This window comes from Catenulispora yoronensis (assembly GCF_039531695.1).
Classification (GTDB): domain Bacteria; phylum Actinomycetota; class Actinomycetes; order Streptomycetales; family Catenulisporaceae; genus Catenulispora; species Catenulispora yoronensis.
Genome location: NZ_BAAAQN010000020.1, coordinates 109,037 through 133,823, shown reverse-complemented (window position 1 = coordinate 133,823; position 24,787 = coordinate 109,037). Strand labels below are relative to the sequence as shown.

The 24,787-nt window shown below is 70.7% G+C and carries 20 protein-coding genes and 1 pseudogene; 13 read left to right on the top strand and 8 right to left on the bottom strand.

Annotated elements, in window-relative coordinates; all coding sequences use genetic code 11:
- Positions 1 to 44 precede the first annotated feature (44 nt).
- Positions 45 to 968 (top strand): AraC family transcriptional regulator, encoded by a 924-nt coding sequence (locus ABD481_RS18630; protein WP_344666952.1) that lies wholly within the window; start codon positions 45 to 47, stop codon positions 966 to 968.
- Here the strand turns inward: ABD481_RS18630 and ABD481_RS18625 are convergent.
- Positions 884 to 1,576, bottom strand: coding sequence for a TetR/AcrR family transcriptional regulator (locus tag ABD481_RS18625; protein WP_344666951.1), 693 nt, complete (start codon positions 1,574 to 1,576; stop codon positions 884 to 886). The genes ABD481_RS18630 and ABD481_RS18625 overlap by 85 nt on opposite strands.
- 81 nt (positions 1,577 to 1,657) lie before the next feature.
- Here ABD481_RS18625 and ABD481_RS18620 point away from each other — a divergent pair, with 81 nt between their 5' ends.
- Both ABD481_RS18620 and ABD481_RS18615 read left to right on the top strand, forming a co-directional pair.
- Positions 1,658 to 2,008: an antibiotic biosynthesis monooxygenase gene (locus tag ABD481_RS18620; RefSeq protein WP_344666950.1), complete on the top strand. Its 351-nt coding sequence runs from the start codon at positions 1,658 to 1,660 to the stop codon at positions 2,006 to 2,008.
- Positions 2,005 to 3,117 (top strand): amidohydrolase family protein, encoded by a 1,113-nt coding sequence (locus ABD481_RS18615; protein WP_344666949.1) that lies wholly within the window; start codon positions 2,005 to 2,007, stop codon positions 3,115 to 3,117. The genes ABD481_RS18620 and ABD481_RS18615 overlap by 4 nt, the downstream gene beginning before the upstream one ends.
- A gap of 65 nt (positions 3,118 to 3,182) precedes the next feature.
- Here ABD481_RS18615 and ABD481_RS18610 read toward each other — a convergent pair whose 3' ends face one another.
- A complete protein-coding gene (locus tag ABD481_RS18610; RefSeq protein WP_344666948.1) occupies positions 3,183 to 3,650 on the bottom strand; it encodes a MarR family winged helix-turn-helix transcriptional regulator in 468 nt (155 codons plus the stop codon).
- Between the two features lie 87 nt (positions 3,651 to 3,737).
- On the opposite strand from ABD481_RS18610, the pseudogene ABD481_RS18605 reads away from it, so the two are divergent.
- Positions 3,738 to 5,138 (top strand): annotated as a pseudogene (locus tag ABD481_RS18605) (FUSC family protein); the annotation flags it as partial.
- Here ABD481_RS18605 and ABD481_RS18600 read toward each other — a convergent pair.
- On the bottom strand, positions 5,135 to 5,590 hold the full coding sequence (locus ABD481_RS18600; RefSeq protein ID WP_344666978.1) for a winged helix-turn-helix transcriptional regulator: 456 nt from the start codon (positions 5,588 to 5,590) through the stop codon (positions 5,135 to 5,137). The pseudogene ABD481_RS18605 and the gene ABD481_RS18600 overlap by 4 nt on opposite strands.
- 132 nt (positions 5,591 to 5,722) lie before the next feature.
- Between ABD481_RS18600 and ABD481_RS18595 the strand changes: the two genes are divergently transcribed.
- A complete protein-coding gene (locus ABD481_RS18595; RefSeq protein ID WP_344666947.1) occupies positions 5,723 to 6,181 on the top strand; it encodes a nuclear transport factor 2 family protein in 459 nt (152 codons plus the stop codon).
- 62 nt (positions 6,182 to 6,243) lie between these two features.
- Positions 6,244 to 6,921, top strand: a complete 678-nt coding sequence (locus ABD481_RS18590; protein WP_344666977.1) for an MOSC domain-containing protein — start codon at positions 6,244 to 6,246, stop codon at positions 6,919 to 6,921.
- Positions 6,922 to 6,929: 8 nt separating this feature from the next.
- Here ABD481_RS18590 and ABD481_RS18585 read toward each other — a convergent pair whose 3' ends face one another.
- The gene (locus tag ABD481_RS18585) at positions 6,930 to 8,156 is read right to left on the bottom strand and encodes an MFS transporter (RefSeq protein ID WP_344666946.1); all 1,227 of its coding nucleotides are present in this window, start codon (positions 8,154 to 8,156) and stop codon (positions 6,930 to 6,932) included.
- 117 nt (positions 8,157 to 8,273) lie between these two features.
- On the opposite strand from ABD481_RS18585, the gene ABD481_RS18580 reads away from it, so the two are divergent.
- Positions 8,274 to 8,738, top strand: coding sequence for a MarR family winged helix-turn-helix transcriptional regulator (locus ABD481_RS18580; protein ID WP_344666945.1), 465 nt, complete (start codon positions 8,274 to 8,276; stop codon positions 8,736 to 8,738).
- Between the two features lie 78 nt (positions 8,739 to 8,816).
- Complete coding sequence (locus ABD481_RS18575; RefSeq protein ID WP_344666944.1) at positions 8,817 to 10,424, top strand: serine/threonine-protein kinase; 1,608 nt, start codon at positions 8,817 to 8,819, stop codon at positions 10,422 to 10,424.
- 2 nt (positions 10,425 to 10,426) lie between these two features.
- Here ABD481_RS18575 and ABD481_RS18570 read toward each other — a convergent pair whose 3' ends face one another.
- Complete coding sequence (locus ABD481_RS18570; protein ID WP_344666943.1) at positions 10,427 to 10,909, bottom strand: YcxB family protein; 483 nt, start codon at positions 10,907 to 10,909, stop codon at positions 10,427 to 10,429.
- A 209-nt stretch (positions 10,910 to 11,118) separates the two neighbouring features.
- On the opposite strand from ABD481_RS18570, the gene ABD481_RS18565 reads away from it, so the two are divergent.
- The 3 genes from ABD481_RS18565 (at position 11,119) to ABD481_RS18555 (ending at position 15,548) form a co-directional block, all read left to right on the top strand.
- Complete coding sequence (locus ABD481_RS18565) at positions 11,119 to 11,901, top strand: cellulose binding domain-containing protein (RefSeq protein WP_344666942.1); 783 nt, start codon at positions 11,119 to 11,121, stop codon at positions 11,899 to 11,901.
- Between the two features lie 155 nt (positions 11,902 to 12,056).
- Positions 12,057 to 14,984, top strand: a complete 2,928-nt coding sequence (locus tag ABD481_RS18560; protein WP_344666941.1) for an ATP-binding protein — start codon at positions 12,057 to 12,059, stop codon at positions 14,982 to 14,984.
- A gap of 231 nt (positions 14,985 to 15,215) precedes the next feature.
- Positions 15,216 to 15,548: a hypothetical protein gene (locus ABD481_RS18555; RefSeq protein WP_344666940.1), complete on the top strand. Its 333-nt coding sequence runs from the start codon at positions 15,216 to 15,218 to the stop codon at positions 15,546 to 15,548.
- On the opposite strand, the gene ABD481_RS18550 is transcribed toward ABD481_RS18555, so the two are convergent.
- Complete coding sequence (locus ABD481_RS18550; RefSeq protein WP_344666939.1) at positions 15,549 to 16,526, bottom strand: acetylxylan esterase; 978 nt, start codon at positions 16,524 to 16,526, stop codon at positions 15,549 to 15,551.
- Positions 16,527 to 16,758: 232 nt separating this feature from the next.
- On the opposite strand from ABD481_RS18550, the gene ABD481_RS18545 reads away from it, so the two are divergent.
- Both ABD481_RS18545 and araD read left to right on the top strand, forming a co-directional pair.
- A complete protein-coding gene (locus ABD481_RS18545; protein ID WP_344666938.1) occupies positions 16,759 to 17,724 on the top strand; it encodes a dihydrodipicolinate synthase family protein in 966 nt (321 codons plus the stop codon).
- Positions 17,721 to 19,481 carry an L-arabinonate dehydratase gene (araD, locus tag ABD481_RS18540; RefSeq protein ID WP_425559209.1) on the top strand — a complete coding sequence of 587 codons (1,761 nt, stop codon included), beginning with the start codon at positions 17,721 to 17,723 and terminating at the stop codon, positions 19,479 to 19,481. Before ABD481_RS18545 ends, araD begins: the two co-directional genes overlap by 4 nt.
- A 62-nt stretch (positions 19,482 to 19,543) precedes the next feature.
- Here araD and ABD481_RS18535 read toward each other — a convergent pair whose 3' ends face one another.
- Positions 19,544 to 20,971, bottom strand: a complete 1,428-nt coding sequence (locus tag ABD481_RS18535) for a serine hydrolase domain-containing protein (RefSeq protein WP_344666937.1) — start codon at positions 20,969 to 20,971, stop codon at positions 19,544 to 19,546.
- A 359-nt stretch (positions 20,972 to 21,330) separates the two neighbouring features.
- On the bottom strand, positions 21,331 to 24,720 hold the full coding sequence (locus ABD481_RS18530; RefSeq protein WP_344666936.1) for a carbohydrate binding domain-containing protein: 3,390 nt from the start codon (positions 24,718 to 24,720) through the stop codon (positions 21,331 to 21,333).
- Positions 24,721 to 24,787 lie beyond the last annotated feature (67 nt).

The following is a 24,787-nucleotide window of genomic DNA, read 5'->3' as shown; positions in this document are numbered from 1 at the left end:
GCTCGTGCGGTCGCGTCCGCTCGCCGAGACCCCAGAATGGATTCATGGAGGGGACGCGCGGCTGGGCCGAATACTGGCGGGACGAGGGCCGGGGCCTCGAACTCATGCACGCCCGCTTCCGCGAGCACGTCTACGCCCCCCACACCCACGACGCCTACTCCTTCGGCGTCACCGACGCCGGCGCCCAGCAGTTCCACTGCCGCGGCGCCCTCCACACCAGCACCCCGGGCATGGTGATGGCCCTCAACCCCGACGAGGTCCATGACGGCCGCGCCGCCGTCGACCTCGGCTACCACTACCGCATCGCCTACATCCGCCCCGACGTCGTCAGCGAAGTCCTGGCCGACGCCGCCGACCAGCCCGCCGACCGGTTCGGCGGACTCCCGCTGTTCACCCGGCCGGTGCTCGGCGACCATCGCCTCGCCGAGGCCTTCAACCGCTTCCACGCCGCGATGGCCGGCGCCGACCGCTCCCCCGCCGGCGATCTGCTCCGGGACGAGCGCCTGCGGGCCGTCATCCTCGCGGCGGCAGCGCGCGGCGCGACCCGGGCGCCGAAGACCCGCACGCTCAGCGGGGGCGCCCAACGCCAGGCCGCTGTCAGGGCCCGGACACTGATCCGCGAGGCCTATCCGGAGTCGGTCTCGGTCGAGATGCTGGCAGCCGCCGCCGGATGCAGCCGCTTCGCCTTGTATCGCGCGTTCTTCGCCGAGTTCGGCATGTCGCCCAGCGACTACGAACGCCAGCTGCGGCTACGCCACGCCAGGTCCCTGCTGGCGACGGGCAACAAACCCGCCGATACCGCGGCACTCTGCGGATTCGCGGACCAGGCGCACCTCGCGCGCTGGTTCAAGCGCACCTACGGCGTCACACCGGGCGTCTTCGCTCAGGCCGCCGTCTCCTCGCCCCCCGGCCGCGCCTCGTCGCCTGCCCGTCCCTCGATCCCCGCCCCGCTCACAACCACAAGCTGAGCCCGCAACGACTCGTAAGCCCACTCCACATACTGCTCGGCTGTCCAACCACGATCACGCACCAACACCAGGTACAACTCCGGGCTGAGCATCGCATAAAGCAGATCCGCCGCACGTTCGGCGCCGACCCCGGCCCGCGCCCCCGGCTTCGCCAGCAGCGCCTCCGCAGCAGCCCGCTGCACGATCAGCCGGTTGACGTTCCCCAACCGCCACATCTCGGCAAGCTCCGCCTCCTGCGCCGCAGCCGTCCGCAGCACGTCGAAAATCGCGCTCGACCGCGAAGCGACCCCGACGGCCCCCTCCACATGCGCCCGCAGCTGCTCATCGGCCGTCGGCGCGGCCATCGCGGCCGTGAACCAGGCCCGCTCCATGGTCGGGATGGGCTCGTCGTCGCCGGCCACCACGACGTCGGCCAGTTCCTTCAGCAGCGTCCGCTTGTTGCGGAACGTGAAGTAGATCGTCTGCACCGACACGCCAGCCCGGTCCGCCACCTCCTGCAACGTGGTGACGCCGTATCCGCGCTCGACGAACAGCTCCTCGGCGGCGCCGAGCACCCGCCGCCGGGTCTGTCGCGCCTTCTCAGCCTGCTTGCCGTTGACCGGGCTCATGACTGAAGTCTAGCTTTAGAGTTGAGCTCTAGAGTTCAACTCTAGTGAATTGCCTCAGCCTGACTTCAGGAGGACAGAACCATGGCTGTACTGCGCATAGTCCGCTTCACCGCCGACCCCGACCAGGCCGACACCCTGCGGCAGGTCCGCACCGCGCTGATCGCGGCGACCCGCGAGCGCTTCGACGGCCTCACCGAGACGCGGCTGACCCGCGTCGACGACAGCACCTGGATCGACCACTGGCGGTGGGAGTCCGCCGAGCACATGCAGCGTGCCCTGGACAGCGCCGCGACGATTCCCGGCGCCGGGGAGGCGTTCGCGCTCATCAGCGAGCCGAGCCCGACGGTCGCCGAGATCGTCGACGAGGACTACCAGGACGACGAGGACGACCAGGACCGCGCGACCGACGACAACGACGAGGCCGCCAAGTGACCACCGAAGGCACCCAGCCCGACACCACCGACTACGTCCTGACCGCCGACCTCCTGTTCGACGGCGAGCACGTCCACGAAAACCACGCCATCGCGATCGCCGGCGACCGGATCGCCGCCGTCGGCCCGATCGCCGACCTGCGCGACCACGGCGAGGTCAGCAAGCTCGACGGCACCCTGCTCCCCGGCTTCATCGACCTGCACGCCCACGTCCATCTCGATCAGACGCCGCGCGACATCGTCCTGCGCCACGGCCTGACGACCGTCCGCGACACCGGCGGACCGCTGGTCCCGATGGCCGGCGGCGACGGGCGACTCAGGGTGCTGGGTTCCGGGCCGATCCTCACCGCGCCCGGCGGCTACCCGGTCCCGGTGTTCGGCCCGCAGGCCGCGATCGAGGTCGCCGACGCCGACGCCGCCCGCGAAGCCGTGCGCGCGCTGGCGGTCGGCGGGGCGGTAATGGTCAAAATCGGCCTGGAGCCGGGCGGTTCGGGCGGCGCGCCGTGGAGCGCGCACGCCGCGTCCTCCGAACCGCCGTGGCCGCTGCTGCCGGTGGAGACGGTCGCCGCGATCGTCGCCGAGGCGCACGAGCACGGACTCACGGTCGCCGCGCACCTGTCCGGGCCGGCGGGCGCGGAAGTGGCGCTGGCCGCCGGTGTCGACGAGTGGGCCCACGTCCCCTGCGATCCGCTGCCCGACGAGCTGATCGAGAAGGCCGCCGGGGCCGGGGTCCGGGTGGTCGGGACGCTGGCCACGCTGTCGCGCACATCAGGGCTCTTTCCCAACGCGATCCGGATGGCGCAGGCCGGGATCCGGCTGCTGTACGGGACGGACCTGGCGCATCCGGACGTGCCGTGGGGCATCAGCGGATTCGAACTCCAGCTGATGCTGCACACCGGGCACGGCGCCGTGACGCCGACCGAGGTGCTGGCCGCCGCGACGGCGCGCGCCGGTGACCATCTCGGCCTGGCTCCGCTCGGCCGCCTCGTGCCGGGCGCTCCGGCGGACGTGATCGGCACGCGGGGCGACGCCCTGGCCCGGTTCAAGCTGCTGGAGTATCCGTCGCTGGTGGTGTCCGGGGGCGTAGTGGTCGTCGACACTAGGGACTGATCGCCCGGGACCGATCACGCTGCATCAGCTCACGGTCGATGCGGCATCAGTTCGATCCGCCCTCGTCAGCTGTCTGCGATCCGCTCCATCAGCGCCGCGGCCAGCCGCAGCACCTCGCGCTCGGTCGCCGTCAGCGGGGCGAGGGCGTCGGTCAGCCAGGCGTCGCGTTCGGCGACGTCCAGCTCCAGGGCCCGACGGCCGGTGTCGGTGATCGTGATGATCGACTGGCGCCGGTCGTCGGGCGCGGTGTCGCGCACGACGAGGCCGTCCCGTTCCAGCTCGGCGAAGACGCGGGTCAGGGACTGGGGTTGCTGGCGGTCGGAGGCGGCGACGTCACCCGGAGTGGAGGGGCCGTGGCGATAGAGGTGGCTCAGGACACTGATCTTGTTGGTGCTCAGCGCGCCGGTGGAGCGCACCGTGCGGACTCGGCGGGCCAGGCGGACGGTGGCTTGGCGCAGCGCGGAGGCGACGGGGTCGCGGTGGGCATCGAGGTGAGCGTCGGGGTCGGCCTCGGAAGCGGCGTCGGTTGTCACATTACTAAGCTATCACTTACGATTATTCTGCGGCTGACGGGCCCGCCGCTGTCCTGAACGGCGGATCCCTCCTCAAGGTAGTAGCCAATGAGTACTAATCTGATCCCCGTTGGCCGACGTGGACCGGCATGGCGGCCGGACGCGCTGCGCGCCTCCGTGGTGGCCTTGGCGGCGGTACTGGCCGCCTTCGGATCCGCGATCTGGATCGAGCATCGTGCACACCTCCACGTCGACGTCGTGATCGCCGCGGTGGCGGTGGCCATGACGTTGGCGCGCGTCCAGCTCGGCGCCGATCCGTGGGACCGGCTGATCGGTGCCGTCGTGCTCGCCGGATCGGCGGCGGGGGCTTCGGAGATCAGTTCCCTGATGATGCGGCATCAGTTCCTGGGCGATGCCGCGTTCACGGTGGCGATGGCGGCGTCGGTCTGGGTTCGGCGCTTCGGCCCGCGAGCCACCAAGGCGGGCACCGTGTTGGTGGTGCCGCTCGTGACGCTGCTGGTCACGCATGTCGAGAACGCTCCCGCGCAAGCCGCTTCCCACGACCTGTGGTCCGCGCTCATCGTGCTCATCGCAGCGTTCTGGGTCACGGGGTTCCAGTTCGGCGCCGGCTCACTCGGGCTGCGCGAACAGCGACAACGCCGAGCGCCGGCCGCACCAGCCACACCGGCCGCACCAACCGCAGCTTCCACAGCGGCCAAGCCGAGCACCCGCCGGATCTCGGCCAGCACCCGCATGGCCGGTCAGCTGGCCGCCGCCCTGGCTGTCGCTTTCGTTGCCGGGCACCGGATCTTCCACGAGCACTGGCCGTGGGCCGTACTGACCGCGTTCATCGTGTGCAGCGGCGCTCGGGGCCGTGGCGACGTACTGCATAAGGGCGTGCTGCGCATAGCCGGCGCCGCCGCCGGAACCGTACTCGCGACGCTGATCGCCGGGGCCTTCCCGCCCGCCGACCGCTGGTCGGTAGTCCTCATCTTCGCCGTGCTGGCCCTCGCCGGATGGCTGCGCGAGATCAGCTACCTGTGGTGGGCCGGCAGCATCACCGCCGCGCTGTCACTGCTCTACGGCTACTTCGGGCAGAACGCGTCCTCGCTGCTGCCCACACGGCTGGAGGCGATCGCGATCGGCGGGCTCGTCGCGATCGCAGCATCCTGGTTCATCCTGCCGGTCCGCACCGGGGATGTGTACCGGCGCCGAGTAGGAGATGTGCGTCTGGCTCTGCGCGACTTCCTCGGGTCGCCCTCGGGCGACGGGAACGAGATCCAGCGGCGCCAAGACCGTTTCCTGCACGCCGTGACGCAGCTGGAGCAGATCGCCAAGCCGCTGCGGGCGCAGCGAAGGCTCTCGCTGTCGGCCGAGCGGGCCGAGCGGGCCGACGTCATCGACATGCTCCACCGCTGCGTCGAGCCGGTCGACCGGTTGGCAGCGGCGCTCGCCGCCTCGACGCAGTCTGATATCGACGCCGCGCGTGCCGAACTCGACGCCGTCTACGACCGGCGCGCAATCGCCCCGTCCGGCAGTGGCCGCGACGCCACCACGGCCGTGCCGCGAGCCGCGCGCGCCCCGGGGCCGGGCACGGGGACCAGCGTCTCGACGGTGACCGGCTCGGAGCAGGTGGAGCAGCCGACGGTCGGGACGCATTCGTGCCCGTCGTGCTCGAACAGCAGCGGCGGCCCGCCGGCCGGGGTCTGCCAGCGGTCGCCCCAGGCGGCCAGGGCGGCCAGGATCGGGATCAGGTCGCGGCCCTGGGGTTCGAGCAGGTAGCGGTAGCGGTCGTCCCGGTCGCCGTACACCTCGCGGCGGACGAGGCCGTCGTCGACCAGATCCGTCAGGCGGCGGGTGAGCAGGCTGCGGGAGATGCCGAGGTCCGCAACCAGCTCGTCGAAGGTGTCCACGCCCAGGTAGAGGTCGCGCAGGATGAGCGGCGTCCACCACTGGCCCATCACTTCCAGGCTGCGGGCGACGGAGCAGGCGAAGTCGGAATAGTCGGTCCTGGGCATACCGCCATGCTACCCGCCTGAGTTCTGTGACAGAACTCATGTAGAGTTCACTAACAGAACTCATGGAGGTGGGCGATGGTGTACCACTACGTCGTGACCCGCGTCGTGCGGGGAGTCTGGGACAAGATCAACGCGGGGAACGCGAGCGCGGCCGGACGGATGGCGGCTCCGGACGTCAGGTTCACGGTGGTCGGCGACACGGTGATCGGCGGCAGCTGGACCGGGCCGGAGGCCCTGCAGGACTGGCTGACCAGCTTCGCGGCGCGGTTCAGCAAAGTACGGATCCAGGTCGACGACGTGGCCGTGGCCGGCTGGCCGTGGCGGACGCGCATCGCGGTACGGCTGACGGTCGACGGCGAGCTGGTCGGGGGCGGCCGGTATCACAACTATGCGACACAGTGGATGACGCTGCGATGGGGGCGGATGACCGACGACTGGGTGCTGGAGGACACGAAGGCGGTGGACGCGGCGCTCGGGGCGCCGACGGCGCGGCGCGCGCAATCACCGACCGGATCGCTATCGTCGAGTCCGTGACGAACCCCGCGCCGACCCCGTCCGGCCGAACCCCCGTCGACGAGTCCGCGCCGAAGCCCGCCCTGGTCCTGTCGGTGAACGTCGGCCTGGCCGCGCCCACCGACCACTCCGACGTCGGCTTCACCGCGATCGACAAGCGGCCGAGCGCCGGGCCGGTGCGCGTCACCGTCCCGGGCCCGGGCGGCAGCGGGCTGGCCGGCGACGAGCTCTGCGACGTCCGGCACCACGGCGGGGAGGCGCAGGCGGTGTACGCCTTCGCCCGCGAGGACCTGGACGAGTGGGCGGAGCTGCTGGGGCGCGCGTTGGCGAACGGGGTGTTCGGGGAGAACCTGACCACGTCAGGGCTCGACGTCACCGGCACGGTGATCGGGGAGCGCTGGCGGGTCGGGTCGGCGCTGCTGGAGGTGACGGCACCCCGGATCCCGTGCCGGACGTTCGCGGGGTGGCTGGGCGAGAAGGGGTGGGTGAAGACGTTCACTCAGCGGGCCGCGCCCGGGGCGTATCTGCGGGTGCTGGAGGAGGGCGCGGTGCGGGCCGGGGACGTGGTGGAGGTGCTGGAGCGGCCCGGGCACGGGGTGAGCGTCGGGGAGGCGTTTCGAGCCCTGACCACGGAGCGGGAGCTGTTGCCGCGGTTGTTGGAGGTGGAGTCGTTGGCGGAGACCGCGCGGAAGCGGCTGGGCCCGGCGGCCGTCGCCGACACCGACACCGACACCGACACCGACACCGACAGCATCCCTTAGAAGGCTAGCTAGACCAGCGCGGATACCGAATCGGTCGCCGCTTCCGACGCCGGCTCGGACACCCGCTCCCCCACGCCCCCGGACGCCCCCGCCGAACGCCGCTCCAACGCCGCCGACCACAGCGCCAGGGCCAGCGCGGAAGCAGCCAACAGCGCGCCGACCCAGTTCGGCGCGGTGTAGCCGAGCCCAGAGCTGATCACGACGCCGCCGAGCCAGGCCGCCAGCGCGTTGCCGAGGTTGAAGGCGCCGATGTTGACCGCGGAGGCCAGCGTCGGGGCGCCGTGGGCCTGGTCCAGGACGCGCTTCTGCAACGGCGGGACGGTGGCGAAGCCCAGGGCGCCGATGAGCAGGATCGTCGCGGCGGCCAGGACCTTGTTGTGGGCGGTCACGGTGAACACGGCCAGCACCACGGCCAGTCCCGCCAGCGTGGTGAACAGCATCGGCATCAGGCGGCGGTCGGCGTAGCGGCCGCCGAGCAGGTTGCCCAGGAACATGCCGATCCCGAACAGGACCAGCAGCCAGGTGACGGCGCCGTCGGAGTAGCCGGCGACGTGGGTCATCATCGGCGCGATGTAAGTAATGGCGGCGAAGACCCCGCCGAAGCCCAGCACCGTCATCGCCATGGCCAGCACGACCTGGGTGTTCCGGAACGCGGCCAGCTCCCGGCGCAGCCGCGCGCCCTGCTGTCGGGGCAGTGCCGGGACCAGCTTGGCGATGCCGACCAGGCCGACTATGCCGAGCGCGGCGACCCCGGCGAAGGTGGCGCGCCAGCCGACGGCCTGGCCGACGAAGGTGCCGAGCGGGACGCCGACGATGTTGGCGACGGTCAGGCCGGTGAACATGGTGGCGATGGCGCCGGCCTTCTTGTCCGGGGCGACCAGGTCGGCGGCCACCACCGAGCCGATGCCGAAGAAGGCGCCGTGCGCCAGCGAGGTGACGATCCGGCCGGCCAGCATCAGCGGGAACGCCGGGGCCAGCGCGGAGAGCAGGTTGCCGGCCACGAACAGGCCCATGAGCAGCATGAGCATGGTCTTGCGGTCCATCTTCGTGCCGAGCACGGTCATCAGCGGGGCGCCGGCCACGACGCCGAGCGCGTAGCCGGTGACCAGCAGGCCGGCGGACGGGATCGAGACGCCGTAGTCGGCGGCGATCTGCGGCAGCAGGCCCATGACCACGAATTCGGTGGTGCCGATTCCGAAGGCGCCGATGGCCAGGGCGAGGAGCGCGAGAGGCATTGGGGGGCTCCATGCGGTTGCTTGAGAGGCTTACAGGCGTCAACAATAATTGCAGACGCATGTACTTGCAAACGCAACGATTGCAGACGCGGTATATTGGCTGGTGAAGGAGGAGCCATGACCGTCGGCACCACCGACGCCCTGCGCGCGGCCCCCGGCTGGTACGCCCTGTCGCTGCTGCACGGCCGGATCGACAGCCACCTCGAACGCGCGCTGCAGGGCGGCCACGACCTGAGCTCCCGCGAGTACTCGCTGCTGGAGGTCCTCAGCCACCAGCACGACGGCGAGGGCGGCCACCTGCGGATGAACCAGGTCGCCGACGCCGTCGTGCTCAGCCAGAGCGCCACGACCCGGCTGGTCACCCGGCTGGAGGACCGCGGCCTGCTGGCCCGGTACCTGTGCCCGACCGACCGGCGCGGCATCTACACGAACGTCACCCCGGCCGGGCTGGAACTGCTGGAGCAGGCGCGGCCGACGCACGACGCGGCGCTGCGCGAGGCGCTGGCCGCGGCGGCGGCGGATCCACGGCTGGAACCGTTCGTGGCGGCCGTCGAGCACCTCAACCGCGCCGCTGTAGGTTAAGCCCCTCCTTACTCAAGCCTTGATTCGCCGGGTATCCTCCCGACCGACAATGACGCTCAGGGGTTGGGTGGTGGCACGGTGTCGAATTCTCCGGAGGAGCCCACGCGGTCGGTGGCGGCGTCCGGCCGCCTGGTCGGCGGCCGCTACCGGCTGGTCGACCGGCTCGGCGCCGGCGGATTCGGCCGGGTCTGGCGGGCCCTGGACACCTCGCTGGAGGTGGAGGTGGCGATCAAGGAGGTCGTGCTCCCGCCGGAGCTGACCGACGCCGAGCGCACCGACCGGCTCACCCGGGCCCGGCGCGAGGCCCGCAGCGCGGCGCGGCTGCGCGGCAATCCGCATGTCGTCAGCGTGCACGACGTCGTCATCGACGACGAGACGCCGTGGATCGTCATGGAGTTGGTTCCCGGCCGCTCGCTCGCCGAGCGGCTGCGGGCCGACGGCGCGCTGTCGGTCGAGCAGACGACGCGGGTGGCGCGGGCGTTGCTGATCGCGCTGGGCGCCTCGCACGCGGCCGGGATCGTGCACCGGGACGTGAAGCCCGCGAACGTCATGCTCACCGACGACGGCCAGGTGCAGCTCACCGACTTCGGGATCGCGGTCCTGACCACCGACACCCGGCTGACGACGGCGGGCCACTTCATCGGCTCGGTGGAATACCTGGCACCGGAGCGGGCCAAGGGCGAGGAGAGCCGGCCGGCCGCCGACATGTTCTCGCTCGGGGCGACGCTGTACCACGCCGTCGAGGGCACGTCGGCGTTCGCGCGGGACACGGCGGCGGCGACGCTGGGCGCGGTGTTGTTCGACGGCGCGCCCGCGCCGTCCCGGGCCGGGGCGCTGACGCCGCTGCTCGCGGCGCTGCTGAGCAAGGACCCGAACGCGCGGCCGGATTCGGCGCGGGCGTTGCGGATGCTGGACGAGATCGGGTCCGGGAGCGGGGTCGCGGCGCCGTCGGGGTCCGGAGTCGGTGTCGGTGTGGGCGGTGCCGGTGCTGGCGCTGGCACTGGCGCCAGCGGCGGTGTCGCTGCCAGTTCCGGTTCCGGTTCCAGCGCCGCTGCCGCTGCCGCTGCCGCCTGGTCGGCAGCCACCACCGCGGCCGGAGCCGGCGCGGCCGTGACCATGAACGCCGATGCGGGCTGGTCGACCCCGGCGACCTCCACCCCGATGGTCAAGACCCGGAAGCCGGCGGCGATCTGGAAGGCGGCGCGCGCCGTCCCGTTCCTGCTGCTCGCCGCGGTGCCGCTCGTGCCGGTCCTGCACGTCGGCAACGACGAGATCGGCATCACCACCTACAGCGCCGGCCTGCACGTCGGGTTCGTGGGGGCCTGGGACGGCGACAACGGCGTCTCGGTCTGGGCCGGTGTCGCCTTCTATATCAGCCTGCTGCTGGCCCTGGTGTTCTGGGCGGTACCCGGCATGCGCCGGGGCTGGAAGGTCGTCGGATACGTCCTGGGGCTGGCCGCGCTGGCGGAGACCGTCGTCTACACCCTCAACATCGGCCTCGATCTCGACGATCACCGCTACGAGCTGGCCGACGCGCTCGGTCCCACCGGCGGCGAGCAGGACATCAGCCCCTTCATTTTCTATGCGCCGGCGCTCGCGCTGCTGACGCTCGTCCTCTACATCTGGCGGGACAGCTCACGTTGGCGTCAGATGTTCCGCCGCGCCTTCATCTCGGCGCCGCGCTGAGCTCAGCGCGAGAGGAGTTCGGCGGCGCGCAGCAGGGAGCTTATGCGCTCGGTGTCGATGCTGGAGAACGGCCGTTTCGGGACGATGAGGGCGTGGCCGGTGCTCACGTAGAGCACGAATACGTGGCCTGTCTCGACCGCTTTGGTGAAGCCGTGCCAGGGACGGTGCGCCGATGCGCCTTGCAGTGTTTTGGTGGTGACGCCGTCGTCGGTGAAGGACACGGTCAGCGGAGTGCGGCCACGGCGGCGCTTGAAGGCCAGGTTCGCCCGCGCCGCCTCGATCCGCCAGGCACACACCGTCAGCAACGCGATCGCGAGTCCGTACACGCCGAACGCCGGATGCCCGGTGGCGAGCAGGACCGCGCCGCAGACCGCCGCGGGCGTCGCGAACAGCCAGCTCACGAAACGGCGGCGGCCGCGGAGGATCACCTTCATGCCGCTGCCGTACTCCTGCGCCGAGAGCAGATACTCGCCAGTGACTTCCACGGCTATACCCCTTCCCCGCGCCGGGGCGTTTGACGGGGAAATCTCGGTAAATACCGGCGACGCAGGGGGCGCTCGGGGTGCGTCAACGCTCTTAGTGGTCCGGTCCTGACAATGAGGTATTCCGGCCTATTGCCAGGCCCCCGACGCTCAACCACCATGTTCTCCGCTATGCGACATCAAGCCCTGCGTCAACGAAAGGAGAACCACGCGTGCGTATTCTGCGTATGGCGGCCCTGATGCTGGTCGCCTTCGTGCTGTGCGGCACGGGCACCGCCTCAGCGGCCGGGCCCGGAGCCGCCGGAGGATCCGCGGCGGCGGGGTGTACGGGAGTGCTCGCACTCACCCAGACCTTCAGCCAGCCCAGCTACACCCCCGATCAGGCGGTCACCGTCACCGTCACGGCCGTCAACTGCACGGATCAGGCGCTGTCGACCCACCTGATGCCCTACGGTCAGTTCGCTGATTCGACCGGCGGCCGGGGAACGGGTTGCGTCGTCATCGATCCGCTCTGGCTGCCGGTGACGATCGCCGCGAACGGGACGTACAGCACCAGCTTCACCTACTCCCACTTCTCGGGATGCCAGGCGAGCCAGTTCGTGGCGTACGACAACTTCTACGACGCCAGTGGCGCCCTCATCGTCGCCGGCACCGCGTCGGTCCCGATCGTTCCGGCGACCGCCTGCCATGTGTCCTACACCAATCAGGGCGAGTGGCAGGGCGGGTTCACCGCCGCGATCTCCATCACCAACACCGGGAAGATCGCGAACACCGCCTGGACGCTCACCTTCGCGTTCGGCGGGGACCAGAAGGTGGGGAGTGTCTGGGGCGCCGGAGCCACCCAGAACGGATCGGCCGTGACCCTGAGCAGCCTGGCTTGGGACTCGGCGATCGCCCCCGGGCAGACGATCAACTTCGTCGGTCTGACCGGGACCTGGGGCACCAGTGACCTCGCGCCGAGCAGCTTCGCCCTCAACGGCGTCACCTGCGCCTGACGCGGATCCGGCGGGGCGGCGATCCGGCACCGCCGCCCTGCCGGCCGCCGGCGCGCGGGACGTTCTGTTCAGCGGATGAGAAGCTCCAGCCCCTTCTTCGCATCGTCCGCAAATATGTTTCTCAGAGCCTTACAATGAGCCGGACCATGGATGCGATGCGGGACTTGCTGGCGGCGCTCGACCGCCTGCGGATGCGAGCGGCGCGCGGAACGGGGAAGCCCCGGGTGCCGCTGCGGGATCTGGCGTCCGCGACCGGAGTGCCGCGCAGCAGTCTGGCCAACTATCTCTCGGGGGCGACCCTGATGCCCGCGGACGTGCTGGACGCCGTGGTGCTCGCGCTCGGCGCGAGCCCGGCCGAGGCGCGGGAGTGGGCGAACGCGAGGGAGGCGGCGAGCGCCGAGCGGTTCCGCGGCCCGGGCGGCAGTGGCGGCGGCGGTGGCAGCGGCGGCGCCTCGACCGGCGGCAGCGGCACGGGCCGCGGGGCCGGAGCCGGAGCCGGTAGCACTCCCGCCGCCCCGCGACCGCGTCAGCTCCCGGCCGACGTCATGGCCTTCACCGGCCGCAAGGCGTTCCTCAAGCGTCTCGACGAGTTGTCCGAGGTCAGCGGCGGCACCGCGGTGACCGTGTCGGTCGTGGCGGGAACCGCGGGCGTCGGCAAGACCGCGTTAGCCGTCCACTGGGCCCATCGCGTCGCGGACCGGTTCCCCGACGGCCAGCTCTATGTGGACCTTCGCGGCTACGACCCCGGGGAGCCGCTCGCTTCCGGCGTCGCGCTGGAGCGTTTCCTGCGCGCTCTGGGCGCCGGCGCGATCCCCGACGACCCGGACGAGCGCAGCGCCCTGTATCGCAGCACCCTGGTCGGCCGCCGCCTGTTGGTGGTGCTCGACAACGCGCGGACCGCCGAGCAGGTCCGTCCGCTGCTCCCCGGCTCGGCCGGCACTCATGTCCTGGTCACCAGCCGGGACGGGCTCGCGGGCCTGGTGGCCCGGGACGGCGCGCAGCGCGTGGCGCTGGACCGCCTCTCGCCCGAGGAGGGCTTGGAGCTGCTGCGCCGGTTGCTCGGTCCCGAGGCGGTCCATGGCGATCCGGAGGCGTGCGCCGAACTGGTCCGGCTGTGCGCCGGGCTGCCGCTGGCGCTGCGCATCGCCGCCGAGCGCGCGGTGCGCCACACCGAGCGCCCGCTGCGGGACCTGGCGGCCGAGCTCGCCGATCGGACGCGCACGCTGGACCTGCTCGACGCCTCCGGGGATCCGCTGTCCGATGTGCGGGCGGTCTTCTCCTGGTCCTACGACGACCTTCCCGCCCCGGCCGCGCGCCTGTTCCGCTTGCTGGGCCTGCGTCCCGGCCCGGACGTGGACGCCCACGGCGCGGCCAACCTGGCGGGCACGGAGCTCGGCGACACCCGGCGGCTGCTGGGCGTGCTGGCCGGCGTGCACCTGATCGAGCCGGTCGCCGACGAGCGCTACCAGCTCCACGACCTGCTGCGGGTCTACGCCGCCGAGCTGACCGAGCGCGAGGACTCCGAGGCCGATCGTCGCAGCGCCCTGACCCGGCTGGCCGACTGGTCGCTGCACACCGCGTACGCGGCCATGGACCGGGTCAACCCGAACCGCCGCCCGCTGCCCGCGCCCCCGGCGGAGCCGGCCGTCCCGGGCCCGCCGCTGCCCGACGCCGACGCGGCGCGCGGCTGGCTGGAGGCCGAGCGGCCGGGCCTGGTCGCGCAGATCCGGCACGACGCCGACACCGACTGGCCGGTGCAGGCATGGCAGCTCGCGAACACGCTGTGGACGTTCTTCTACCGCGGCGGGCACCGTGACGACTGGTTCGACACCCATGACAATGCCCTGAGCGCCGCGCGACGTCTCGGCGACGCCTATGCCGAGGGCGAGGTCCTGCACGCCGTGGGAGTGGCCTGTTTCGCCGCCGGACGGCACGACCAGGCGGTCAGCCGGTTGCAGGCGTCGCTGGCGGTGCGGGACGCGATCGGCGACCGCCGCGGCCGGGCGGCGACGCTCAACGCCCTCGGCGCCAGCTATCACGCGACCCAGCGCTACGACCTGGCGCTGGAGCACCATCGGCAGGCGCTGGCGACCAACCGGGAGAACGGCGACCGCTACGCCGCCGCCCTGAACCTGGCGAACATCGCCCTGACCTTCGGCGATCTGGGCCGCTATCGCGACGCGATCGACCAGTTCGACCAGAACCTGCTGTTGCTGCGCGACCTCGGCGACCGGCAGGCCGAGGCGCTGACGATGGCGAACATCGGCCGGCTCCGGACGCTGCTGGGCGAGCAGGGCCCGGCGTTCGCGGCGCTGAACGAGGCGCTGGCGACGGCGGAGGAGACCGGCGACCAGCGCAACCGTGCCTATTCGCTGCTGGGGCTGGGCATCGCGCACGCCCGGTTCGGGCAGCCGGGGCCGGCCGCCGAGCACGGCCGGCGGGCCCTGGGGCTGGCGCGCGAGTTCGGCGATCCGAACGACGAAGCCAGTGCCCTGAGTACGCTCGGGCTGGCCAGCCTGCAACGCGGCGATCCGGCGAAGGCACTGGACTACCAGCTCCAGGCGCTGGCCGTGTGCCGCGACGAGGACAACAACCGCTGGGCCGGGCAGATCCACAACGACGCCGGCGAGATCTACCGGCGGATCGGGCAGCGGGCGGCGGCGCTGGAGCACCATCGGGCGGCGCTGGAACTGTCCGCCGCCGGGTCCAACCGGTACGAGGAAGGACGTGCCGAGTTCGGGCTCGCCCTCGCCCTGGCGCCGTCCGGCGACTCGGGCACCGGGACGACGGCCCCGGCCGCAAAGAGCGAAGAAGTCGCCGAACGCGAACCGGCCGCCAAGCGCGAAACGCTCGCCGAACGCGAAACGGTCGCCGACACCGGGCTGGACAACGCTGGGCAGCCCGACGCCGGACAGACCGGTACCGAGCACACCGGTGCCGGACAGACCGACGCCGCCCGGGCCGCAGTCCATGCCGAACGGGCCCTTCGCATCTTCACCGCGCTCGGCGTGCCCGAGGCGGCGGCGGTCATGGAACGGTTCAGCGGGCTGAACCCGGACCCCCGTCCCGATTCAGCCCTCTGATCCCGCACCCCCCACCAGATTTGCCCCACTAACCTGGTCGAGGATGCCCCCTGCGCACTACGATGCCGGATCCGACCGGCCCGGAGCGCTGATCCTGGACAACCCTGGACAGCGCGGGACGCGACAGCGTGTAGACAGTTGCTCTAGACGACTGGCCCCTGAGGTACCGCCGTGAGACGACTGCCGGAACCCCGAGGAACCAGCGGTCGCGCCTTGGTGCAGCATGAGCGCGTGACCTCCGCCTCGAACCGCCGTTTCGCGCTCGTGTACCTCGTTCACGTCTTCGAGGTCTACCGAGGCGGACGTCGCCCGGCACGCCGAAGCGCCTCGGGCATTCTGCCGAGCGCGTGCGCGGACGTCGGGATCGAATGGACCGGGCAGGTCGACCGGGATTGGATCACATCCGAACTGACGAAGGTACAGGCCGTCCCCGGCGATTACGACGTCGAGAGTTACGAGCGGTGGCGCCTGCTGGGTCTTCCGGTGTGGGCGGCTCTCGCTGCGGGCATGGCTCCCACGCCTGGCTCCCGGAAGATCATCGGCAGGCGCCCGCACCTGCCCTGACTAGCGTTCCCGAGTCACGGAGGCTGCGAACCCGAGCGCCACCGGCACGTGGTGGCCGCCGCCGCCCTCGTGGCCGTTGTAGGTGTAGACGCTGATCTCCTTCGGGCCCCGGTAGTGGTTGTAGGAGGCGTAGACCGTCTCCGGCGGGCAGATCTCGTCCATCAGGGCGACCGAGTACAGCGCCGGGGCGGTCCCCCGGGCGGCGAAGTTCAGGCCGTCGAAGTACGACAGGGTCCCGAAGACCGTCTCGACCTTGTCGCGGTGGGTTTTGCAGAAGTCTGCGACCTCCTTGTACGGCATTTCGTCCGTGATCTCCGTCGCGCGCCGGATGTTCTGCAGGAACGGCACATCCGCGACGACGCCCGCCAGGCCGGGGACCAGCGCGCCGACCGCGATCGCGATCCCGCCGCCCTGACTGATGCCGGCCACGAGGACCCGCTCGGCGTCGATCCCCGGGTACGTACGGATCGCGTCCACCGCACGCACTCCGTCCGTGAATACCCGCCGGTAATAATACGTAGCCGGGTCCAGGACGCCGCGGGTCATCGAGCCCGGATACGCCGGTCCGGCGCCGGGGCCGTCGTCCGGGGTGTCCCCCACCGACCAGGTGGCGCCCTGGCCCCGGGTGTCCATGACGAGCTGCGCGTATCCCGCGCTGGCCCACAGCAGGTGGTCGTGCGGCAGGCCCCGGCCGCCGCCGTACCCGACATACGTCACCACCGCGGGCAGCGGGCCCTCGACGCCGCGCGGCCGCACCAGCCAGCCCCGGACCGGCTGGCCGCCGAAGCCGGGGAAGGTCACGTCCTGCACGCCGACTGTCGTCAGCCCGGTCGCGACCTCCTCGGCCCGCAAGCCGGCCGGCGCCGCAGCGCGCGCCTCGGCCAGGGTGTCCGCCCAGAACGTGTCGAAGTCGTCGGGTTCGGTCCGCTCGGGCCGGTGCTTCACCAGGTCCGCGAGCTCCATCGAGAGGAAGGCCATGGGTGGGAACGGTAAAGCGTGATGATCGCTTCGTCCACCGAGCGCACCGCATGACAATCAGATCTCATATATGAGAGCCCGATCAGTCGATGGGGGTCCGTTCGCGCGCAGCTCGTGTTACTGAAACTCGCACAGCTCATCCTTGACGCCATCCCTAGTCCCGCCTACGCTCCCGTCGCGTCTCATATATGAGGTCTGATGCTTGTCGGCCCAACAGCTCCCAGGAGCCTCCATGCCCGATGCCCTGCCCGCCACTGCCGAGCACCTGCGGGCTCTGCGGTCCCGCCTCGCCACGGTCGTGGCGATCCCGGTCACCCCGTTCACCGCCGACCACGCCGCCAGCGCCGTCGACTGGGACCAGCACGCGGCCCTGATCGCCCGCCTGGTGGACCACGGCGTGGGCGTCGTCACCCCGAACGGCAACACCGGCGAGTTCTACACCCTCAGCGACACCGAGAAGCGCCGCGCCGTGGAATCGACAGTGGCGGCGGTGGCAGCGGCGGCCGTCGGCAGCCGCGCCGAGGTCGTCGCCGGCGTCGGCCTGGATCTGCCCTGCGCACTCGACGCCGCCCGCCATGCCCGCGACGCCGGAGCCGGGGCGCTGATGGTGCACCAGCCGGTCCACCCCTACCGGTCGGCCGAGGGTTGGATCGAATACCACCGCGCCGTCGCCGACGCCGTCCCCGAGCTCGGAGTCGTCCTCTATATCCGGGACGAGCGCGTCAACGGCGCGCACATCGCCGAACTGGCGGCGCACAGCCCCAACGTCATCGGGGTCAAATACGCGATCAGCGACCCGGTGCGATTCGCCGCCGTGGCGCGCGACGCCGGGCTCGATGCCTTCGCCTGGATCGCCGGCCTGGCCGAGCTGTCGGCCCCGGGCTATTGGGCCGTGGGGGCGACGGGATTCACGTCGGGTCTGGTCAACGTCGCGCCCCGGCTGTCGGCGGCGCTTCTGGAGGCTCTGCGCGGCGGCGACTTCGCGAAAGCGATGGTGTTGTGGGAAGCGGTGCGCGACTTCGAGGAGCTGCGGGCCGCGGACGCCTCGGCCGACAACGTCAGCGTCGTGAAGGAGGCCCTGGCACAGCTCGGCCTGGCCGGGCGCGAAGTTCGGCCGCCGTCCCGGGTCCTGCCGCCGGCGGTTCGCGACCGGATCTCGGTGGTGCTGGCGCGGTGGCGGGAGGGAGGCTGGCTGTGAGCGGGGACCAGGGATCCTCGGGTGCTGCGATACCGCTGCGCAGCGCGGCATGGTTCGGCGAGGGGCGAACCGGCGGCGGCCTGCGCGCCTTCAGCCACCGCTCCCGGATGCGCCAGCTCGGTTACCTCCCCGAGGAGCACCTCGGCAAGCCGGTCATCGCCGTCCTGAACACGTGGTCCGACATCAACCCCTGCCACATGCATCTGCGGGAGCGCGCCGAGCAGGTCAAACGAGGTGTCTGGCAGGCCGGCGGCTTCCCCTTGGAGTTCCCGGTCGCGACGTTGTCCGAGACGTTCCAGAAGCCGACGCCGATGCTCTATCGCAATCTCCTGTCGATGGAGACCGAGGAGGTGCTCCGCTCCTATCCGATCGACGGCGCCGTGCTCATGGGCGGCTGCGACAAGACCATCCCCGCGCTGCTCATGGGAGCGACCAGCGCCGACCTGCCCGCGATCGTGGTCCCGGCGGGCCCGATGCTGCGCGGCCACCACCGGGGACGCGCGCTGGGCAGCGGGACGGACCTGTGGGCGTACTGGGACGAGTTCCGGGCCGGGCGCCTGACCGAGTGCGAGTTGTCAGAGGTCGAATGCGGACTGGCCCGGTCGCCCGGCCACTGCATGACGATGGGCACCGCTTCCACCATGACCGCGGTGGCCGAGGTGCTGGGCCTGGCGCTGCCCGGGGCGTCGTCGATCCCGGCCGTGGACTCGGCGCACCACCGCATGGCCTCGGCGTCGGGAGCCCGCGCGGTCGCGCTGGCCCGGGAGGGGGTCGCCCCGTCCACGATCCTGAGCCGCGAGGCCTTCGAGGACGCGGCGGCCACGGTCCTGGCGCTGGGTGGATCGACCAACGCCCTGATTCACCTGATCGCCATGGCGGGCCGGGCCGGAATCCCGTTGGCGCTGGAGGATTTCGACCGCATCGGCGCCCGGATTCCGGTTCTCGCCAACATACGGCCGGTGGGTCGCTACTTGATGGAGGACTTCTACTACGCCGGCGGCCTGCCCGCCCTGCTGCTCCAGCTCTCCAAGGTGCCGGGGGCGCTGCATCCCGACCGGCCAACGGTGACCGGCAAGCCGTTCGGCGAGTACTACCGCGACGGCGCCACCCACGACAACGACGTCATCCGCACCCCGGACAACCCGGTCGCGCCGACCGGCGGCGTCGCGGTGCTGCACGGGAACCTGGCCCCGGACGGCGCCGTCATCAAGCATCTGGCCGCCGATCCCCGGCTGCTGACCCACACCGGCCCGGCCGTCGTCTTCGACTCCTACGCCGACCTGCGCGAGCGCATCGACGATCCGGAGCTGGACGTCACCGAGGACTCGGTGCTCGTGCTCCGCGAGGCCGGGCCGCTCGGCGGACCGGGCATGCCCGAGTACGGCATGCTGCCGATCCCCGGCCGCCTGCTGGAGAAGGGCGTCACCGACCTGGTCCGGATCTCCGACGCCCGGATGAGCGGCACCAGCTACGGTGCCTGCGTGCTGCACGTCGCCCCGGAGTCGCACACCGGCGGCCCGCTCGCGCTGGTCCGCACCGGCGATCGGATCACCCTCGACGTGCCAGGCCGCCGGCTCGTTCTGGAGGTCGACGACGCCGAGCTGGCGCGCCGCCGAGCCGCCTGGACGCCGCCGGAGCCGCACTTCGAACGCGGATACGGCGCGCTGTACTCGGCGCACATCACACAAGCGAATCAGGGCTGCGACTTCGACTTCCTCGCCCGACCGGGCCGCAACCCGCTCCCGGATCCGCACTAGCGATCTTCGGGGGCTGAGGTTGTGCGCTTGGGTGATGGCGGGCCGCCGTCGACCGCCGGCCCTTACCCGACGTCCGGTCGTGTCATCAGCGGCGAACGCACGTGCGTTTCCAGGTCGGGACCGGTCAGGGGCACGGTGCTCCAGGTCGCCGTCGCGGTCCCCGCCTCGGTGTCGACGGCCAGCCGGACGCGGTGCGGGGTGGTGACGACGTAGAGATCGGCGACGAATGTGCTGCCCTGCCAGGCACCGGACGCGACGATGGGCCGACCGAGCGGGGAACTCTCCCGCCAGACGCCATGGCCGACCTCCACGTCGAGGAGCGACTCGAACCGTACGAGCCATCCGCCGTCAGTGGCATCGACGAGCACCGTCGTTCCGTCGGGCAGGGCCGAGCCCTCGGCGGAGGCGTCGAGCCGCACGCCGGCCGAACGCCCCGGGTCGGCGGAACCCGGCACCGGCAACAGGGATAGTCGCCGCAGCCGATCGGCGAGGATCTCATCATCCTCAGTGCTTCCCGCCTGGCCCACGCCGGGCAGCAGACACTCCCACAGGGCGTCGAGCACCTCCTGAGCCTCCCCTTGGGCGGTCACGGCGACCACGAGATCGTGCGACGGGACCACCACGCACTGCTGTCCGAAGGAGCCATGGCCGTGGTATCCGTGGCGGGACATCCAGAACTGGTAGCCGTAGCCGCAGGAGAAGTCGGCATCGTCGGCCCCGTCCCTGAACGGCACGCTGTCGATGTGCCGACTGGTCGCGAGTTCCACCCAATCGCGCGGGACCAGTTGCCGGTCACCCCACAGGCCGCCGCGCAGCAGCAGTTCGCCGAAGGCTGCGATGGCCTCGGTCGTGAGGTGCAGTCCGTGGAAGCCGAAGGCGGCACCGCTTTTCACCCGGTCCCATTCGGCGTGCTCGACGCCCATCGGCTTGAAGAGGCGCTCGTCGAGGAACTCCGGCAGACCGCGACCCGCTACCCGTTCCACCATCCGGGCCAGGACGAAGCCCGCCGAGTTGTCGTAGACGTGCCGCGTTCCCTCGGCCGCGGCGAACGGCAGGCCCAGGAAGCCCTTCACCAAGTCGTCGGGTTCCAGCTCCCATGCCTCGGCGAGACTGTCCGTGGGATGCCCGGCCGTCATGGACAGCAGGTGGTGAACGGTGATGCGGCGTGCCTGCTCCGAGACGTCGGCCGGGACGTGGTCGGGCAACACCTGCACCACCCGGTCGTCCAGCGAGAGCAGCCCATCGGCGACTGCGAGCCCCACGGCGATCGACATGAACGACTTGGTCAGCGAGTAGAGAAGACGCGGACGCTCGGCCGAGTACGGAGCCCACCAGCCTTCGGCGACGATGTGACCGCGGTGCACGACCATGATGGAGTGACACTCGACCGATCGTGCTTCGAGCCGGTCCAGCAACGCGGCGATCGAACGGGATGAGATACCCGAGGCAGCCGGTGCCGACCGTGGAAGCAGGGCGCGTTGACCAGACATTCCGACTCCCTGACAGATGCACGCGGATCCGGTTCGACCGTGAGTCGGACGTGGATCGATGACAGCGATGCGCACGGAGCTGGGCCTGTCAGCCTGCGTATGCTACGGCGAGGTCGAACGACGGTTCCAAGAGGTTTCTTCACGGGTCGATGGCGGCCAGGAAGGATCGCTGGCGGCCCGCACCACCCCTGGCGAACAGCACCGGGATGCTCGCCGAACCGGACCATTGCCCGGCGAGCATCCCGATCACCGCATGGTCGGCGGATGGGCCGCGACCAGCGACTGGTGACCTGTCAGAGCACTACTCCGACCTGTCAGAGCGCTACTCCCACCTGCCAGGGAACTGCTTCACAGTGTCGCTATTTCAGATACGGACCGTCGGTACCGATCTTCCCCGGTGCCGGATTACCGGGCAGCGACAGGACGTAGACCCTCATATCTCCCTTGGCATTCACGGTCGCCGTGAGGGTGCCGCTCGTCACGGTCTGCACGTCGCCGGTGACCGCGTCCGTGTAGGTGCCGTTGGGAATCCCGGTGAAGGTGGAGGAGCTGGACACCGTCACCAGGGCGAAGCTGTCCACCGATCCGTTGGTGTAGCGGCGTTTGTAGGCGATCGGACCGGTGACGCCGTCCGTCGAGTACTGGCCCATCTCCAGCGCCGGGACCGCGCGGCGGATCAGGTTCAGGCGTTCGACGTGTTTCACCAGCGGCATCGACAACGTCGTCGCCACCGCTCCGCTGGCGCTGCCCACGACGCCGAAGTCGGACGCGGTGACCGTGCCTTCCAAATGGTCGCCGTAGTAAGCGCGACCGGTCGTGGCCAGCGGACAGCTGGGACCGCAGTCGATCGTCTTGCCCGCTTGGAACTCGATCTCGGACCCGTAATAGAGAGTCGGGACGCCGCGGAATGTCCACATCAGATCCATGTTCTCGGCCCAGGCATCGGTGCCGCCGGTGTAGCGGACCGAGGATTTGTTCGGGCCGTAGTCATGCGAGTCGACGTAGACGACGTTGTAGGTGGCGTCGTTCGTACTGTCGTCGGAGTCCTTTCCGTTGCGGAAGGCGTTCCCGGCGTCGCCGAAGTTCATGTGCATCCGCATGTCGATGATGTTCATACCGGAGAACTGGGTGTGGTCCGGCGCGTGGTAGTCGTTGCCGACCAGGAAGGCGTTCGTGCTCGTGGGCTGGTTGCCAGGGCCCTGCTGCTCCTCGTAGTTGTACTGGTCCAGGGCCGCCTGCTGGTCGTCGGTGGTGTAGGTGCGGCGCTCCTTCCAGGTGTAGAACTGCGCCGAGTGGTTCACCGAACCGCGGTTCCACTTGTCGTTGACGAACGCCGCGACCTCGCCGAAGACGAAGAAGTCCTGAGCCTTCGTGGCGCCGTACTTGTCGACCAGGTGCTGCTGGAGCGCCGGCAGGAAGCGGCGGTTCCAGGTCACGCGGGGGATGTGGACCGCGGTGTCGACACGGAATCCGTCGACGCCCATGTCGATGTACTTGTTGTAGGCACCGATCAGGTAGTTCTGCACGACCGGGTTCTCGGTGTTGAAGTCCGCCAGGTCGTCGGCCAGCCAGCAGGAACGCGAGTCCTCACCCTCCCAGTTGCCGATCCAGCACTGGTGGTACAGCGAGGCCGGGAACATGCCGGAGGTCGGGCTCGGCCACTGGCAGTTGTGCAGGGTGAAGCCTTCCGGGCTGTACTGGCCGGTCGGTGTCCCGTAGTTCGCGCAGGTGTTGCCCGGCGGAGCTGTCGTGCTCCACAAATCGCCATTGTAGGGGCGGCCCTGCGCGAGCTGGTTCTGCTGCGGGGTCATCGACGGGTCGTTGCCGTGGAACTCGACCATCGGGTCGTAGGTCTTGCCGGGGACCTTGGTGCTGTACATCCAGTCCCACTGGCCGTCCTTGGCGCCCCAGACGGTCGGGACGAACAGGCCGTTCGCTCCCCAGCGGGAGCTGTGGTTGTAGACGACGTCCTGGTAGATCTTCAGGCCCTTGGCATGGGCGTCATTAATCAGGTCCTGATAGCCGGCGCCGACCGATTCCAGCCGGTCGTCCACCCGGTAGAAGTCCCAGCCGTGGTAGCCGTGGTAGTCGTAGTCGGAACGGTTCAGCACAACCGGCGTGATCCAGATGGCCGAGAATCCCAGAGCCTTGATGTAGTCGAGCTTGTCGATCAGGCCCTTGAAATCGCCGCGGAACATCGGATCGTCGTTCGCGGCGTTGCCTGAGGAGACGTCCTGGCTGCCGCCACGATTGTTGGAGGTGTCGCCGTCGTAGAACCGCGCGGTCAGGACGAAGTAGATGCTGTCCTTGCGTGCGTCGCCGCCGAGCATCGTGCCGCCGGGCGGTACCGGCGGCGTGGTGCCGGTGGTGACGGTGACCGGGGCGCTGGCCGCCGAGAGGTTGCCCGCCGCGTCGACCGCCTTGATCGAGTACGTATACGCGGTCTGCGCAGCCAGGCTGCCGTCGATGTAGGTGTTGTACGCGGTGCTCAGCACCACCGGGCCGCCGGAGCCGCCGGTGCGGGTGATCTGATAGCTGGTCACGCCGCGGTCGTCGGTGGCCGCGGTCCACGCCAGGGTGATGGTGACGTGGTCCGCCGTGCCGGTGACGTTGGCCGGGACCGACGGCGGCGTGGTGTCCGGCGGCGTCGCGGCGCACGGATCGGTGGCGCCGGACTTGACGACGCCGTTGGTGACCGTCGAGGTGCCGGCCGGGATCCGGTAGTTGGTGCCGTTGTTGTTGTCCCAGGCCCCGGAGCCGTTGTTGAACACGGCCTGCATGGCGGTCGCGGAGCCGAGGCTGACGGTCTTCTTCACCCAGCCGGTGCACGCGATCTCGTCCATCGGCACGCCCGGCACGGCGGTCCACGCGTCGCCTTCCGGGGCGTAGTGGATGTTCACCGTGGACCACGTCTTGCCCGTGGTGTTGTAGAACACCGCGGCGCTGTTGCCTCCCGGCGTCGGCGGAACCACCGCGCACGGATCGCCAGTCCCCACCACGCCGTTCCGGACCGTGATGATCCCGGTCCCGGCGCTGTAGTTCTTGCCGTTGTTGTTGTCCCACGTCCCGGAGCCGTTGTTGAACACCAGTTGCAGACCGGTCGCGGAGCCGAGGTCCACGGTGCGGGTATACCAGCCCGCGCACGCGGCAGCCGCCATCGGCACGCCGGGAACAGCGGTCCAGGAGCCGCCGTTCGGCGCGTAGTGGATGTCGACCGTCGTCCACGCCGAGGAGGGATAGTAGAACACTGTCGCGGAGTTGCCGCCGCTCGACGGCGTGCTCGGTGAAGGGCTGGGCGAGGAGCTGGGCGTCGACGTCGGGGAACTGCTCGACGGAGGCGGCGTCGGCGTGCACGGATTGCCCGCGCCGACAACACCGCCGGAGACCGTGACGATGCCGCTGCCGACGGCATAGTTGCGCCCGCCGTTGTTGTCCCAGGTACCCGTGCCGTTGTTGAACACGACCTGCATCCCGGTGGCGGTCCCGAGATCGATCGTCTTGGAGTACCAGCCACTGCACGCCGCGTCCATCGGCACGCCCGGCACGGCGGTCCACGCCCCGCCGTTCGGCGCATAGTGCACATCCACCGCCGACCACGCCGCCGACGGATGGTAGAACACGGTCACGCTGTTGCCCGCCACAGCAGGCCGAGCCAGCGCGGGCAGGATGGTGACCAGCGCGCCGCACAGCGCGGCAACGATCAGCCGCCGCCATGCGCGCAGCCGTCTTTCACGAACGGACCTTGGCATCGAAGTCTCCCGAGCACGGTTGTCAGGGGCCGCATTACGCCGTTGTGACGCGGTGGTGGCTGACAGA